The 14,627-nt window shown below is 72.7% G+C and carries 12 protein-coding genes and 1 pseudogene; 5 read left to right on the forward strand and 8 right to left on the reverse strand.

Annotated elements, in window-relative coordinates:
* Positions 1-29 precede the first annotated feature (29 nt).
* Together ACFU5F_RS29905 and ACFU5F_RS29910 are read right to left on the reverse strand one after the other, a co-directional pair.
* Positions 30-1,142, reverse strand: a complete 1,113-nt coding sequence (locus ACFU5F_RS29905) for a sensor histidine kinase (RefSeq protein ID WP_383893787.1) — start codon at positions 1,140-1,142, stop codon at positions 30-32.
* The gene (locus tag ACFU5F_RS29910; RefSeq protein ID WP_383893790.1) at positions 1,132-1,851 is read right to left on the reverse strand and encodes a response regulator transcription factor; all 720 of its coding nucleotides are present in this window, start codon (positions 1,849-1,851) and stop codon (positions 1,132-1,134) included. Before ACFU5F_RS29910 ends, ACFU5F_RS29905 begins: the two co-directional genes overlap by 11 nt.
* Before the next feature lie 113 nt (positions 1,852-1,964).
* On the opposite strand from ACFU5F_RS29910, the gene ACFU5F_RS29915 reads away from it, so the two are divergent.
* From ACFU5F_RS29915 to ACFU5F_RS29925, 3 genes are all read left to right on the forward strand, one after another.
* Positions 1,965-2,696 carry a glycosyltransferase family 2 protein gene (locus ACFU5F_RS29915; RefSeq protein WP_383893793.1) on the forward strand — a complete coding sequence of 244 codons (732 nt, stop codon included), beginning with the start codon at positions 1,965-1,967 and terminating at the stop codon, positions 2,694-2,696.
* On the forward strand, positions 2,693-3,349 hold the full coding sequence (locus ACFU5F_RS29920) for a DUF2064 domain-containing protein (RefSeq protein ID WP_383893796.1): 657 nt from the start codon (positions 2,693-2,695) through the stop codon (positions 3,347-3,349). The genes ACFU5F_RS29915 and ACFU5F_RS29920 overlap by 4 nt, the downstream gene beginning before the upstream one ends.
* Before the next feature lie 257 nt (positions 3,350-3,606).
* Complete coding sequence (locus ACFU5F_RS29925; RefSeq protein ID WP_383893799.1) at positions 3,607-4,212, forward strand: methyltransferase domain-containing protein; 606 nt, start codon at positions 3,607-3,609, stop codon at positions 4,210-4,212.
* A gap of 984 nt (positions 4,213-5,196) precedes the next feature.
* On the opposite strand, the pseudogene ACFU5F_RS29930 reads toward ACFU5F_RS29925, so the two are convergent.
* The 6 genes and pseudogenes from ACFU5F_RS29930 to xylB all read right to left on the reverse strand — a co-directional run.
* Positions 5,197-5,821 (reverse strand): annotated as a pseudogene (locus ACFU5F_RS29930) (integrase core domain-containing protein); the annotation flags it as partial.
* A gap of 1 nt (position 5,822) precedes the next feature.
* Entirely contained in the window at positions 5,823-7,346 is a 1,524-nt protein-coding gene (locus tag ACFU5F_RS29935) for an aldehyde dehydrogenase family protein (RefSeq protein WP_383893802.1), read from the reverse strand.
* A gap of 152 nt (positions 7,347-7,498) precedes the next feature.
* Entirely contained in the window at positions 7,499-8,776 is a 1,278-nt protein-coding gene (locus ACFU5F_RS29940; protein WP_383893805.1) for a GAF domain-containing protein, read from the reverse strand.
* Between the two features lie 120 nt (positions 8,777-8,896).
* The gene (locus tag ACFU5F_RS29945) at positions 8,897-9,496 is read right to left on the reverse strand and encodes an N-acetylmuramoyl-L-alanine amidase (RefSeq protein WP_383893808.1); all 600 of its coding nucleotides are present in this window, start codon (positions 9,494-9,496) and stop codon (positions 8,897-8,899) included.
* Between the two features lie 221 nt (positions 9,497-9,717).
* The gene (locus tag ACFU5F_RS29950; protein WP_383893811.1) at positions 9,718-10,926 is read right to left on the reverse strand and encodes an ROK family protein; all 1,209 of its coding nucleotides are present in this window, start codon (positions 10,924-10,926) and stop codon (positions 9,718-9,720) included.
* Between the two features lie 91 nt (positions 10,927-11,017).
* Positions 11,018-12,463 (reverse strand): xylulokinase, encoded by a 1,446-nt coding sequence (xylB, locus tag ACFU5F_RS29955; protein ID WP_383893814.1) that lies wholly within the window; start codon positions 12,461-12,463, stop codon positions 11,018-11,020.
* A gap of 146 nt (positions 12,464-12,609) precedes the next feature.
* Between xylB and xylA the strand changes: the two genes are divergently transcribed.
* Together xylA and ACFU5F_RS29965 are read left to right on the forward strand one after the other, a co-directional pair.
* The gene (gene xylA / locus ACFU5F_RS29960) at positions 12,610-13,776 is read left to right on the forward strand and encodes a xylose isomerase (RefSeq protein WP_383893817.1); all 1,167 of its coding nucleotides are present in this window, start codon (positions 12,610-12,612) and stop codon (positions 13,774-13,776) included.
* A gap of 487 nt (positions 13,777-14,263) precedes the next feature.
* Complete coding sequence (locus ACFU5F_RS29965) at positions 14,264-14,551, forward strand: hypothetical protein (protein WP_383893820.1); 288 nt, start codon at positions 14,264-14,266, stop codon at positions 14,549-14,551.
* Positions 14,552-14,627: the final 76 nt, after the last annotated feature.

Below are 14,627 nucleotides of genomic sequence, written 5' to 3' on the forward strand. Positions count from 1 at the left end.
CGGGGCCGGTCCTTCGCCTTACGGGCCGTTCAGACAGCCGCGGGAAGGTGGACCTCGAAGCGGCAGCCGCCCGGTACGTTGCTCACCGCCGCGCGTCCGCTGTGGGCCTCGACGATGCCGCGCACGATCGCCAGGCCGAGTCCGGCCCCGGCGGGCGGGGTGCGAGCGTGAGTACCGCGCCAGCCGGTGTCGAAGACACGGGGCAGGTCCTCGGGCAGGATGCCGCCGCAGCCGTCCGTCACGGAGACGACGACGCTGTCGGCCTCCCGGCGGGCGGACACGGCGACCGTGCCGTCGGCGGGAGTCCGGCGGATGGCGTTGACCAACAGGTTGGCCAGGACGCGGGACATCTCGCGGCCGTCGACCTCGATCGGAACGGGCTCGACCCCGTCGCCCACCAGCCAGACACCGTGCTCCCTGGCGAGGGCGTCGGCGCCCGCGATGGCGTCACCGACCAGGTCGTAGACCGACATACGGGCGGTGTTCAGGGCGAGGACGCCGGCCTGGATGCGGGAGAGTTCGAACAAATCGCCGACCATGTCGCTCATCCGCTCGACCTCCGTGCGGATCCGGGCGTGGTAGAGGCGCGGGTCGGCGACCATGCCGTCCTCCAGCGCCTCGGTCATCGCCTGCAGTCCGGCGAGTGGTGTACGCAGGTCATGGGAGATCCAGGCGACCAGTTCGCGGCGGGAGGCGTCCAGGGCCTGCTCCCGCTCCCGGGACGCTGCGAGCTTCGCACTCGTGGCGGCCAACTCGCGGCTGAGAGCGGCGAGTTCGGCCGTGGGCGCCGTGGCGGGCGGAGTGAAGCTGCCGTCGTCGCCGAGGGCGCGTGTGGCCCTGGTCAGGGCCCGGCTGCCCTTGACGACGCTGCGGCCGAGGAGGAGGGCGACGGCGAGTGAGACGACGGCCGCCATGGAGCACACCATCGTCACGACCCAGAGGTCGTGGTCGGACAGGAACATCGCCCAGGCCACCAGCATCGTTCCGGCGAGCATCGCCGCGACCGTGACGGCGGCGACCACGGCCAGCGACAGCGTGACCGAGCGGTGGCGCAGCAACCGCAGGGCGGCGGCACCGAGCAGTCCGGCGGCGGCGGCGCCGATCGCCGCGTACAACGCGATCAGGAGGGTGTCAGGCAGCATCGCCTCCTCCTTTCGTACCGGGGACGTCGAAGCGGTAGCCCACCCCCCACACGGTGGTGATCAGCCGGGGGTGCGCCGGATCGTCCTCGATCTTCCCGCGCAGCCGCCGCACGTGGACGGTCACGGTCGACAGGTCTCCGAACTCCCAGCCCCACACCTGGCGCATCAGTTCCTCCCGGCTCGTGGCCCGCCCGGGATTGCGCAGGAAGAACTCCAGCAGATCGAACTCCCTGATGGTCAGGGCGAGTTCATCGCTGTGGCGCATGGCTCGGCGGGCCCTGGGTTCCAGGGCGAGCGGCCCCGCCCGCAGCCATGCCCCGGCGGGTGCGGCCCGCGCGGCCGCCACCGCCCCGGCGCGGCGCAGTACCGACTCCACGCGCAGGACCAGTTCGCGGGGGCTGAAGGGCTTGGTGACGTAGTCGTCCGCCCCGACCTCCAGGCCGAGGACGCGGTCCTCCTCGTCGCCACGCGCGGTCAGCATGATCACCGGCAGCGGGCCGTCCCGCCGGATGCGGCGGCAGACCTCCAGCCCGTCCATGCCGGGCAGCATCAGGTCCAGCACCACCAGGTCCGGCGGCTGCGCGGCTGCCCCGGCCACGGCGGCGGGGCCGTCGGCGGCCACGTCGACGGCGAAGCCCGCCCGGATCAGATATCCGGCGACGACCTCGGAGACGGTGGGATCGTCGTCCACGACGAGTACACGTTTCACGCTGGTGAGTCTCGCACCCGTGTCCGGTCCTCTGCGAGAGCGGCTGCGGACGTCAGCGATCCGTAAGATCGCCAAATCCCTTATGTCCCTTTCGGGTTCGTAGGGTGAGTGGGGTGATCGAGACATCCCCCTCCACCTCTGCCCTGGTCGACGTAGTGCTGCCCTGCCTCGACGAGGCCAGGGCCCTGCCGTGGGTCCTGGACCGGATCCCGGCCGGCTGGCGCGCGATCGTCGTCGACAACGGTTCGACCGACGGCTCCGCGGACATCGCCGGCGACCTCGGAGCGTACGTCGTCCACGAACCGCGCCGCGGCTTCGGCGCCGCGTGCCACGCCGGGCTGACCGCCGCCACCGCCGACATCGTCTGCTTCAGCGACTGTGACGGTTCCCTGGACCCTGCAGTGCTTCCCGCGGTCGCCGGCCCCGTCCTCGCCGGCTCCGCCGACCTTGTGCTGGGCCGACGGCGACCCACGACGCTGGGCGCCTGGCCGGCGCACGCACGCCTGGCGAACCTGGAACTGGCCCGCCTGATCCGCCGCCGCACCGGACTGCGGCTGCACGACCTCGGCCCGATGCGCGCCGCCCGCCGCGAAGCGCTGCTGGCCCTGGGGCTGACCGACCGGCGCTCCGGCTACCCGCTGCAGATGGTGGTCCGTGCCGCCGACGCCGACTGGCGGGTGACGGAGACGGACGTGCCGTACCACCCGCGCACCGGCCGCTCGAAGGTGACAGGCACCTGGCGCGGCACCTGGCAGGCGGTACGCGACATGCGCGCCGTCCTCGGTGAGCCGCCCGCCCCGGCGCCGACGGTCACGGCCACCACTGTTCAGGGAGTCGGACGATGAGCGCCCGGCACCCTCGCCGGGAAGCGGCCACCCTGCTGGTCATCGCGAAGGAGCCGGTGCCGGGCCGGGTCAAGACCCGGCTCACGCCGCCCTACACGCCCCGGGAAGCCGCCGCATTGGCCGAAGCCGCCCTCGCCGACACCCTCCGCACCCTGCTCCGGGCCCCCGCCCACCGCCGCCTCCTCGTCCTCGACGGTGCTCCCGGCCCCTGGCTGCCACCCGGCTTCGACGTCGTACCGCAGGCGGAGGGCGCTCTGGACGAGCGGATCGCGGCCGCCTTCGCCCACTGCGAGGACGGACCGGCCCTGCTGGTCGGCATGGACACCCCGCAGCTCACTCCCGAACTGCTGTCCGGTGTCGGCCGGGACGGTCACGACGCCTGGTTCGGCCCGGCCGCCGACGGCGGCTTCTGGGCGCTGGGGTTCGCCGATCCGGCGCGAGCGGGGTCTGTCGTCCGGGGGGTGCCGATGTCCACGGACCGCACCGGTGCGATCCAGCGGTCGCGCCTGGCCGAGGCGGGACTGGCAGTGGCCGATCTGCCGGTGCTGCGCGACGTGGACACCGCCGCCGACGCCGCACAGGTCGCCGCCTGCTGTCCGCCAGGCTCCCGATTCACCACCGCCCTGGCCTCACTCGCGGAGGTCGCCCGATGAGCGGGACGGCGACCGGCCTGGACACCGCCGTGACCGAGTGGACAGAGCCGGCCACAGCGGGAACGCGGCCGCAGACCCTGACGGCGCGCACGGCGCGAATCTCCACGCCGACACAGCCCACAGATCTGTTCACACCCGGAGAGCCGGGCGAACCGTGGACCGACGACCCTTATGCCCACGCCCTTCACGCCGGCCGCGGCCCGTTGTTCCTGCGCCGCCTGTCACCCCCTGATCACCCGGACAGCCTCATTGAGGAGATGCTGCCGCTGGACGTCGAGCGCTGGTGCGCACCCCCCGACGCCGCCGACGCCAGTGTGCTGAGCCGTTGCACCGGTCCCGTCCTGGACGTCGGCTGCGGGCCGGGACGTCTGGTGGCCGCCCTGGCCGCCCGCGGTGTACCGGCACTGGGTGCGGACGTCAGCCCGGCCGCCGTCACCCGGACCCGGCGCCACGGGGGTGCCGCCGTAAGGCGGTCCGTCTTCGACGGTCTGCCGGGGGAAGGAGGCTGGGGCACCGCCCTGCTGATGGACGGTAACGTCGGTATCGGCGGCGATCCGTTGGCCCTGCTCACCCGCCTGCGGGAACTGGTCGCTCCCGGCGGGTGCCTGCTGGCCGAGGCCGCCCCGCTCGACGTGGACGAACGCCTGACTGTCCGTGTCGAGGACGGCCAGGGACGGCACGGCCGACCGTTCGCCTGGGCACGTATCGGCACCACCGCGCTGCTGCACGCCGCCGACGCCACCGGGTGGGTCCTGACCGGCCGGTGGACGGCCGCCGGCCGTCCCTTCCTCGAACTCCACCGCCCGAAGCCGACGCATGTCGACGCGCACCCCACGGCCACCGGAAAACCCGCACACCCATGACCGACACCGCCCCCGGCTCGCTGCAACCGTTGCCGACCGAGTCCCCGCGAGGGCGCCCCTCCCGGCCGGGGAGCCGCGGCGGCCGTCGTACACATGGCCGCACCGCTGTCACCGCGGCCCTGCTGGCCGCACTCACCGCAACGGTCGTCGGCACCCCCTGTGCGGGGGACAACCAGGGTGCATCCAGCCGCCTGCCGGCCGGATACGCCGTCGCCTGGAACCTGTTCGCCGCAGCGGCCTCGACGGTCCGCAAGATCCCGGGCCCGCGCAGCGACCGGTCTCGTACTGGTCGGGTCGGCCGCCGTCGCGTCGGCCGCGCTCGCCACCCCGCCCCGCACCAGCACCGAGTTGTTCCGCCACGCCTGGGACGGCCGCGTCCAGGCCGCTGGCATCTCCCCCTGCGCCCACCCGCCGGCCCGCCGAACTCGCCCACCTGCGCACGAACGGTCCTCCCCAAGCGAAGGCGCCTGCGAGGACCGGGGGGTGACCCGGACGGAAAGGGGGTGTCCGCATCAACCGCTCCACCGTCCCGACCATCTACCCGCCCTTCGCCGAGGGCTGCTCCTTCGCTGTTCACACCGTCTCCCCACCGGACAGCCCCCACAAGCCGCTCCAAGTCGGTGGCGCAGTCCTGGCGTTCGGCACCACGCTGGCTTTTCCGGCGGTGCTGCGCCGTCGCGGAGACACCCGGCGAGCACCGGCCCGCGCCGCCCTGTGCGCCTGGTGTCCGGCCGTACCCTTCGAAGCGGTCAACAACGCCCACACGACACCCTCGGCGTTCTGCTCACCGTCCTCGCCCCCGGTACCGCCACCGCCGGTGCCCGCCGTGGCGGGCTCCTCGGCGCAGCCCTCGCCGTGAGATCCCTGCTCGTTCTGGCCCTGCCCGGCGCCCTGTCCGGCCAGCGCAGTCCGAAGCGCCTCGCGCGCTGCTCCCAGCCGTCCTCGCCGCGGTCGCGCCCGCCTACCTGCCCTAGATGTACTCGGTCATGACGTTGGTGACAGTCGGCTGATCGAGGGCTGGCCGCCGAGCGCGGTGTGTCGGCGGCCAGTGTTGTAGAAGTCGAGCCAGGGTGCGAGTGCTCGGGTGCGTTGGACGTTGCTGGTGAAGACCTTTCGGTAGGCCCATTCGGTCTGCAGGGTGCGGTTGAACCGTTCGACCTTTCCGTTGGTCCACGGGCAGTGCGGGCGGGCGAACTTCTGCCGTGCGCCGAGCGCTTGGCAAGCGGCCTGGAAGTCGTGCGAGATCCGGTAGTTCTTGGCGTTGTCGGTCATGACCCGCTCGATGCGGGTGATGCCGTGGGCGTGGAAGAACCGGGCCGCGCGGGTGAGAAAGCGCGCGCAGGTCGCGCCCTTCTCCGGGAAGGATCTCGGCGTAGGCGAGGCGCGAGTGGTCGTCGACGGCCGCGTGGACGTAGTCGTGTCCCAGCCCCCGGAGCGATCCGGGCCGTTCACCCCGGCCGTGAGTGCGATGGCCGCCGCCGGCGGGGATCTTGCCGAGCTTCTTGACGTCCATATCGGGAGCAGAACGATATGTCGTTTCACAGCTCATACGCACGCCCCCAAGGGCGCCTGACGGGCATCTGCCCAGGTCAGGCGCCCGTCTTCTGCGCCTAGAAGAAGCCCAGCCTCTTCGGCGAGTACGAGACGAGGAGGTTCTTGGTCTGCTGGTAGTGGTCCAGCATCATCTTGTGCGTCTCGCGGCCGATGCCCGAACCCTTGTAGCCACCGAAGGCGGCGTGGGCCGGATACGCGTGATAACAGTTGGTCCAGACACGGCCCGCCTGGATGGAACGGCCCGCGCGGTAGGCCGTGTTGGTGTCCCGCGTCCAGACCCCCGCCCCCAGACCGTACAGCGTGTCGTTCGCGATCTTGATGGCGTCGTCGAAGTCGTCGAACGGGGTCACGGAGACGACCGGCCCGAAGATCTCCTCCTGGAAGATCCGCATACGGTTGTGGCCCTCGAAGATCGTCGGCTGGACGTAGTACCCGCCCTTCAACTCGCCGTCGTGTTCGATGCGTTCACCGCCGGTGAGGATCTTCGCGCCCTCCTGCCGGCCGATGTCCAGGTAGGAGAGGATCTTCTCCAGCTGGTCGTTGGAGGCCTGGGCGCCGATCATGGTGTCCGTGTCCAGCGGATGCCCCGTCACGATCTGTTCCGTGCGGGCCACGGCCGCCTCCATGAACTCGGCGTAGTTGCCGCGCTGCACCAGCGCCCGCGACGGACAGGTGCACACCTCGCCCTGGTTGAGCGCGAACATCGTGAAGCCTTCGAGGGCCTTGTCACGGAAGTCGTCGTTCGCCGACCACACGTCGTCGAAGAAGATGTTCGGCGACTTGCCGCCGAGTTCGAGCGTCACCGGCGTGATGTTCTCCGAGGCGTACTGCATGATCAGCCGCCCGGTCGTCGTCTCGCCCGTGAACGCGACCTTCGCCACCCGGGAACTCGACGCCAGCGGCTTGCCCGCCTCGACCCCGAACCCGTTGACGATGTTCAGCACACCCGGCGGCAGCAGGTCCGCCACCACGCTCAGCCAGACATGGATGGACGCCGGGGTCTGCTCGGCAGGCTTCAGTACGACCGCGTTGCCCGCCGCCAGCGCGGGAGCCAGCTTCCAGGTCGCCATCAGGATCGGGAAGTTCCACGGGATGATCTGGGCGACCACACCCAGCGGCTCATGGAAGTGGTACGCCACCGTGTCGTCGTCGAGCTCCGCGAGCGAACCCTCCTGCGCACGGATCGCCCCCGCGAAATACCGGAAGTGGTCGATCGCGAGAGGGATGTCGGCCGCCAGCGTCTCGCGCACCGGCTTGCCGTTCTCCCAGCTCTCCGCGACCGCCAGCAGCTCCAGGTTCGCCTCCATCCGGTCGGCGATCTTCCGCAGGACGTCCGAACGTTCCGTCACGGACGTCCGTCCCCAGCCGGGCGCGGCCGCGTGCGCCGCGTCCAGCGCGCGCTCCACGTCCTCGCTCGTACCCCGCGCGATCTCCGTGAACGGCAGCCCGTTCACCGGACTCGGGTTCTCGAAGTACTGCCCGCGCGCCGGCGGCACGTACTCGCCCCCGATGAAATGGTCGTAACGCGCCTCGAAGGAGACGACCGCGCCGTCCGTACCGGGCGTTGCGAAACGGGTCATGAGTACCTGCCTCCCGAGAAGCGCCACCCGCCGTTGGGCGGCTCTCGCGAGGAGGCTAGAAACCGGAATGTTGCAGGGACGTTGCGCCCCCGCCCCGCCCCGCCCCGCCCCGCCCCGCCCCGCCCCGCCCCGCCCCGCCCCGCCCGTGTCCCTCAGGGGCGCCGAAGGCGCCCCCACCCCGGTGGTGCCGACAGCTCCGACTCCAGCTCGCGCAGCCGGGACCGTACGGCCGGGGTCGGTCGTACGACTGCCAGCGCCCGCCACACCTCCAGGTCGTCCTCGCCCCAGGGAGCGTGCGCCCAGTCCGCCAGGAGGTCGGGATCGCGGCGGGCTGTCAGGGCGCTGCGCAGCCCGTCGGCGAGTCGGTTCCGCAGTCGCACGACGGCCGGAGCCTGCGAACCCGGCAGCACCGGGCCAGCGTAGGCCGAGACGGCCCCCGTCACCGCCCCCGTCTCCAGCCTCCGTTCCACGACCGCCACATCGGACTCGACCGGAACCGTGAGCCGGTACGGCCGCGACCCCAGCAGACCCGGTCCGAGCAGGCGCCGCAGCCGGGCCAGTTCGGCCCGCAGCGTCACCGGCGTCACCGACTCGTCCTCGTACAGCGCACAGAGCAACTCGTCCCCGGACAGCCCCTCCGGGTGCCGTGCCAGCAGTACCAGGATCTCGCTGTGCCGACGGCTGAGCCTGATCTTCCTGCCGCCGACGACGAGTTGGGCCTCGTCGCGACCCAGAGCGGCCAGTTCGAGCGCGTCCGACGCGACGCCGGGAGGGGTGAGCAGGGCGAGCTGGGACTCGGCAGCCCTCGCCACCGCCTGGACGAAGCCGAGGCTGTGCGGATGCGCCAGGCCGTCCCCGCCGGTGATGTCGACCGCGCCGAGCACCCGCCCGGTGCGTGGATCGTGCACCGGGGCCGCCGCACACGTCCACGGCTGCACCCGCCGTATGAAGTGCTCGGCCGCGAACACCTGCACCGGCCGGTCCAGGGCGACCGCGGTGCCCGGCGCGTTCGTTCCGACCACGGACTCCGCCCAGCGCGCGCCCGGCACGAAGTTCATCCCATCCGCCCGCCGTCTGGTCGCGGCGTCCCCCTCCACCCACAGCAGCCTGCCCTGCGCGTCGCACACGGCCAGCAGATGCTCCCCGTCCGACGCGAACGTGCCCAACAGCTCCCGGATCAACGGCATGACCCGGGCCAGCGGATGCTCCGCGCGGTAGGAGCCGAGGTCGCCGTCCGTCAGTTCCACCCGTGCGGTGCCTTCCGGCCCGACGCCGGCTCTCGCCGACCGGCGCCAGGAATCAGCGACGACCGCACGTACCGGCCGTGCCACCGTGCCCTGCTGTGTGAACGCCTCGTGCGCACGGCGCAGCACCCGCACCCGTTCGACGGGGTCGGCACCCTGTTCCAGGGCCACCCATGGATCGCTCAACTCGGCCTCCCCGGAGAGCACACACCGCCGGGACCATCGTCACCGCCGAACGCACACCCGACAAGCCACGCGACCCCGCCGCCGGGCCGGACTTCGGGGACCGCCGCGGTTGTGGTGGTGTCAGGCGGAGCCGACCAGGCGTATGTAGCGGTCCCAGTCCCAGTGCGGCCCCGGATCGGTGTGGTCGGTGCCCGGCACCTCGTGGTGACCGATGATGTGGGCGCGGTCCTTCGGTATGCCGTAGGTGTCGCAGATCGCCGAGGTGAGTTTCGCCGACTGCTCGTACATGGCGCCGGTGAAGTACTCGGGCCGGTCCACCCAGCCCTCGTGCTCGATGCCTATGCTGCGGGCGTTGTAGGCCCAGTCGCCCGCGTGCCAGGCGATGTCGCGTTCACGGACGCACTGGGTGACCCGCCCGTCGCCCGAGCGGAGCAGATAGTGCGCGGAGACCTGCTTCGCCGGGTTCCAGAAGACGGGCAGGGTGTTCTTGTACGTCGTCTGCGTCACGTGGATGATCACGAGGTCGATCCGCCGGCCGGTCGGCGGATCGACCGTGGTGTAGTTGGCCGTGCTCGCCGGTTCCCACAGGGCCGGTGCGCGGTCGACGGGCGGCGGCTCGGCGTCGGCCCGTGGGCTCGGGAGCAGGGCGTAGGGAATCGCGGCGAGGGCGGTGCCCCGCAGGAGCCGGCGTCTGCTCGGCAACGGCCTGGCTCGCTCCATCGGTCTGCCTTTCGAGGTGGGATCGCGCTGGGACATCGGAGACGAGGACGCTGCCGCGGGTCGGACGGATGCGCCTCACGTGAATCACGGTACGGCGATCGCGGGTCGGGTCGTCCGGGCGTGTGGACAACGGTGGACGGACAGCCGATTGTGGACAACTGCGTCACTCGTACGGGTGCGGTGCCTGCTCAGGCCCATGAGCCGCCGGTGCGCAGCCCGTGCTACGGCCGAACCCCGACCGTCGCCGGATCGTCCAGTACGGCCCGCACCACCGAGTGGGCCGCGCCCAGCAGCGGACCGTCGGAGCCCAGCCGGGACACGGCCACGGCACAGGCCGGACCGGCCGTCCGGCGTGCCAACTCCCGCTCCAATGAGGGCAGCAGCCAGGGCGCGAGCGCGGCCAGGGCGCCGCCGAGCACCACGGTCTCGGGGTCCAGCAGATTGACCGCGCCGGTCAGCGCGATACCGAGTGCCGTACCGGCGCCGCGCAGGGCCCGGTGTACGTCCTTGTCACCGGCCGCGGCCCGTTCCGCGAGGAACTCCACTCGGTGCTGGGCCGGTTCCAGGCCGGCCGCGCGCAGTACGGCCTCCTCACCGGCGTACTGCTCCAGACAGCCGCGTCCGCCGCAGGCGCAGTCGGGGCCCTCCGGGCGGACCGGTACATGACCCAGTTCGCCGGCGAAACCGCGCGTGCCGCGGAGCAGCCGGCCGTCCACGACGACCGCTCCGCCGATGCCGATCTCCGCGGAGACGTGCAGGAAGTCCTGTGGGGTGCCGTCTCCGAGCCAGAGTTCGGCGAGGCCGCCGAAGTTCGCCTCGTTGTCCACGGTCACCGGCAGACCGTCGGGCAACAGGGCACCCAGGTCCGTGTCGTGCCAGTCGAGGTTGGGGGCGCGGACCACCGTCCGGGCGTCGCTCGCCACCAGCCCGGGCACGGCGACCGCGAGCCCGGCCGGCCACAGGCCCTCGCTCTCCGCCTCGGCGACGACCTGCCGGACCAGCCCGGTGAGGTCGTCGACGACCGGCCCGGGCGACCGGCCGCGGTTGGTGCCCTGGCGTACCGCCCGGGCCCGCACCTCGCCGCGCAGGTCCACGGCGCAGACCGCGAGGTGGTCGACCCCGATCTCCGCGCCGATCCCGGCGGGGCCGTGTCCGCTGAGGGCGAGTGCCGAGCCGGGCCGTCCGACCCGGCCGGGGCGCTCCGGACCGAGCTCCTCCAGGAGGCCCGAGCGGATCAGCTCGTCCACGAGGGTGGACACGGCGGCCCGGGTCAGGCCGATGCGGGAGGCGACGGCGGCGCGGGACAGCGGTCCCTCGGCATTGACGGAGTGCAGGACCCGGGCGAGGTTGCGGCGGCGCATGCCCTGCTGGTTGTCGGGCACGCGGCGCCCGGAGCCGCCCGCGTGGGTGTCGTGCAGTGGTGCGGTCATGCCTCCCCCGGCTCCCGTCGGTGTGTCCTGGTGGGCGTTCTGCAGATCATGTCGGAATCGTATTTTCCCACGTCGGACATACCCGTTCCGCTCAGCGGCCGCCCGTCCCGCGCTCCAGCAGCGGCGCCGCGTCGGACAGTACTCCGGAGATCCTGGTGAGCGTCTCCCCGTCCCGCTCCACGGCCTCCAGCACCGGCCCCTTGGCCGTGTCCCAGCGGCGGGCGACCGCGGCCGGGTCCTCGCCGGTGAGCAGCCCGGCGGCCTGCGCGGCGGCGCCCAGAGCGACCAGTTCCCTTGCCTCGGGGACCTGCACGGCACGCCCCGACAGGCGACGCACGGTCTGCTGCCAGGCCGTGCCCCGCGCACCGCCGCCGATGAGCAGCAGCGGCACGGAGGTGTCCGCGTCGGCGTCGAGCACCAGGTCGAGGGCGCCGAGCAGGGAGTGGACGGCTCCGTCGTAGGCGGCCTGCAGCAGCTGTCCGCCGGTCGTGTCGTGACGCAGTCCGTGCAGCAGTCCCGAGGCGTGCGGCAGGGCCGGGGTGCGTTCGCCGTCCAGGTAGGGCAGGAGCGTGGCGGTCGTGCCGGGCTCCACAGCCTCGCGGTCCAGGTGCAGCAGGGCGGCGATCCGGTCGACGGCCTGGGTGCAGTTCAGGGTGCAGGCCAGGGGCAGCCAGTCGCCGTGCGCGTCGGCGAAGCCCGCCACCGTGCCGGTCGGGTCCGCGGGGCGGTGCCGGGAGACGGCGTACACCGTGCCGGAGGTGCCGAGGCTCAGCACCGGGGTGCCGGGTCGCAGCCCGAGCCCCAGCGCGGCGGCCGCGTTGTCACCCGTACCGGCGGCGACCAGGGTGCCCTTGGCGAACGGCAGATCATGCGTGTCCCGCACGGTCCCGGCGATCTCGCCGGGCCGGACCACGCGGGGCAGCAGTGCCGGGTCCAGGCCCACGTGGTCCAGGACCTCCGTGTCGTACGCCTCTGTCGCCGACGCCCACCACCCGGTGCCGGAGGCGTCGCCGCGGTCGGTCGTGCCCTGGCCGGTGAGGCGCTCGGTGAGGTAGTCGTGCGGCAGGCGCACGGCGGCGGTCGCGCGGACCGCCTCGGGCTCGTTCTCGGCCAGCCAGGCCCACTTCGTGACGGTGAAGGACGGTCCCGGCACGCTGCCGGCACGTTCCGCCCAGGCCTTCGCGCCGCCCAGTTCCTCCAGCAGGCGGGCGGCCTGCGGCGCCGAGCGCACGTCGTTCCACAGGAGCGCCGGACGGACCGGTTCGCCCCGGGCGTCGAGGGTGACGAGGCCGTGCTGCTGGCCGCCGACCGACACCGCCGACGCCTCCCGCGCCGCGTCCCCGCACTGGTGCAGCGCCTCGTGCAGGGCCTCCCACCACTGGCGGGGATCGCTCTCCCGGCCCGCGCCGGAGGACACGGTGTGCGGCGCCTGCCCGCTCGCCACCACGCGTCCCGTCGACGCGTCGACGACCAGGGCCTTGGTGGACTGCGTGGACGAGTCCACACCGACGACGAGCGGACCCTCGGCTGCTGACATCGGGCTCTCCCTCTCACACGGCTCGTGATGGGCCGCTGACGCGGCCGACGCCTCTGCCGGGCGACATCTTGCCTTCCCGGAGACGCGTCCGCATACTAATTTGTAAATCGCCATGACGAAATAGTCGGAGCGCAAGGAGCCGCGGCATGAACTACCAGCCCACCCCCGACGACAGGTTCACCTTCGGCCTGTGGACCGTCGGCTGGCAGGGAAGGGACCCGTTCGGCGACGCCACCCGGCGCGCCCTCGACCCGGTCGAGACGGTGCAGCGCTTGGCCGAGCTCGGCGCCTACGGAGTGACCTTCCACGACGACGACCTGATCCCCTTCGGGTCCTCGGACAGCGTGCGCGAGGAGCACATCAAGCGCTTCCGCGCGGCCCTGGACACCACCGGCATGACGGTGCCGATGGCGACCACCAACCTGTTCACGCACCCCGTCTTCAAGGACGGCGCGTTCACCGCCAACGACCGCGACGTACGCCGGTACGCGCTGCGCAAGACCATCCGCAACATCGACCTGGCCGTCGAGCTGGGCGCCAAGACCTACGTCGCCTGGGGCGGCCGTGAGGGCGCCGAGTCCGGCGCCGCCAAGGACGTGCGGGACGCGCTCGACCGGATGAAGGAAGCCTTCGACCTCCTGGGCGAGTACGTGACCTCCCAGGGCTACGACCTGAAGTTCGCGATCGAGCCCAAGCCGAACGAGCCCCGCGGCGACATCCTGCTCCCCACGGTCGGCCACGCCCTCGCCTTCATCGAGCGCCTGGAGCGCCCGGAGCTGTACGGCGTGAACCCCGAGGTCGGCCACGAGCAGATGGCCGGCCTCAACTTCCCGCACGGCATCGCCCAGGCGCTGTGGGCGGGCAAGCTCTTCCACATCGACCTCAACGGCCAGTCCGGCATCAAGTACGACCAGGACCTCCGCTTCGGCGCGGGCGACCTGCGCTCCGCCTTCTGGCTGGTCGACCTGCTGGAGACCGCCGGATACGCGGGCCCCAAGCACTTCGACTTCAAGCCGCCGCGTACCGAGGACTTCGACGGCGTATGGGCGTCGGCCGCGGGCTGCATGCGCAACTACCTGATCCTCAGGGAGCGTGCGGCCGCGTTCCGCGCGGACCCGGCGGTCCAGGAGGCCCTGCGCGCCGCACGCCTGGACCAGCTGGCCCAGCCCACGGCCGCGGACGGCCTGCAGGCCCTGCTCGCGGACCGTACGGCCTTCGAGGAGTTCGACGCGGAGGCGGCCGCCGCGCGCGGCATGGCCTTCGAGCAGCTCGACCAGCTGGCCATGGACCACCTGCTGGGTGCCCGCGGCTGATCACGCGCGCGGGAGGCCCTGTCCGCCGACGCGGCAGCGGCCTCCCGCTGCTCCGGACGGGATCCGGGGCGGTGTCCCTCCGTGCCTTGTTCTGTCGATTTCCGCACGGAACTCTTCGGCGCAGCGCACTTCGCGGCACGAGTCGTTGTCAACTCCGCTGGAGGGGTCGCGACTTGGCCGCCCGACCGCGACCCTGGTCCCTATGGGCACGCCGCCGACACCGTCCCAGCCGCCGGAGGGCACACCCCCGCCCCACGGTGCCGGGTCCGGGCCGCCGACAGGTGGCTTCGGACCGCCGCCGGGGGATTCGCCCGGGGGACACACACCACCGCCCGGGGCCTTCGGGCCGTATCCACAGGGCGGTGCCCTGCCTCCATCGGGGCAGGGTGGTGGCTGGCAGCCCCCGAGTCAGGGCGGGGGCTGGCAGCCATCCGACCCGTCCGGCGGGCCTCCCCCTGATCGGCGCCGCACTGTCGCACTCGTCGTGGTGGCCGTGATCGTCGTGCTGGGCGCCGTCACAGCCGTCATGTCGGTGGTCACCGGGGGCGAGGGATCGCCGGACGATCGGCGGCCGGGCGGAACCGTCGGGACTACGGCCCCTTCGCCCAGCCCCACCCCGTCGCTGAGCCTTCCCACCCGGCTGCCCAGCGACCTCCCGACCCTTCCCTCGGGCCTGCCGAGCGAGTTTCCGAGTGGCCTGCCCAGCGGATTCCCGAGCGAGCTTCCCGGCGACCTCGACTCGCTCCTTCCCGACCCGGCCGGGGACGGCGAGTGAGGGGCGCCCGCCGGCCGCCAAGGCCGGATCGAGGGCGGGCGTGGGCACGCGCGCCGACAGCGGGGCACGCGCGCGG

The sequence above is a fragment of the Streptomyces sp. NPDC057438 genome (assembly GCF_042802995.1).
Classification (GTDB): domain Bacteria; phylum Actinomycetota; class Actinomycetes; order Streptomycetales; family Streptomycetaceae; genus Streptomyces.

What these genes read in the sequence shown, in the direction of transcription:
- ACFU5F_RS29905 (WP_383893787.1), bottom strand. Translation starts at nt 1,142, where the DNA reads ATGCTGCCTGACACCCTCCTGATCGCGTTGTACGCGGCGATCGGCGCC.
- ACFU5F_RS29920 (WP_383893796.1), top strand. Translation starts at nt 2,693, where the DNA reads ATGAGCGCCCGGCACCCTCGCCGGGAAGCGGCCACCCTGCTGGTCATC.
- ACFU5F_RS29925 (WP_383893799.1), top strand. Translation starts at nt 3,607, where the DNA reads ATGCTGCCGCTGGACGTCGAGCGCTGGTGCGCACCCCCCGACGCCGCC.
- ACFU5F_RS29935 (WP_383893802.1), bottom strand. Translation starts at nt 7,346, where the DNA reads ATGACCCGTTTCGCAACGCCCGGTACGGACGGCGCGGTCGTCTCCTTC.
- ACFU5F_RS29945 (WP_383893808.1), bottom strand. Translation starts at nt 9,496, where the DNA reads ATGGAGCGAGCCAGGCCGTTGCCGAGCAGACGCCGGCTCCTGCGGGGC.
- ACFU5F_RS29950 (WP_383893811.1), bottom strand. Translation starts at nt 10,926, where the DNA reads ATGACCGCACCACTGCACGACACCCACGCGGGCGGCTCCGGGCGCCGC.
- xylB (WP_383893814.1), bottom strand. Translation starts at nt 12,463, where the DNA reads ATGTCAGCAGCCGAGGGTCCGCTCGTCGTCGGTGTGGACTCGTCCACG.
- xylA (WP_383893817.1), top strand. Translation starts at nt 12,610, where the DNA reads ATGAACTACCAGCCCACCCCCGACGACAGGTTCACCTTCGGCCTGTGG.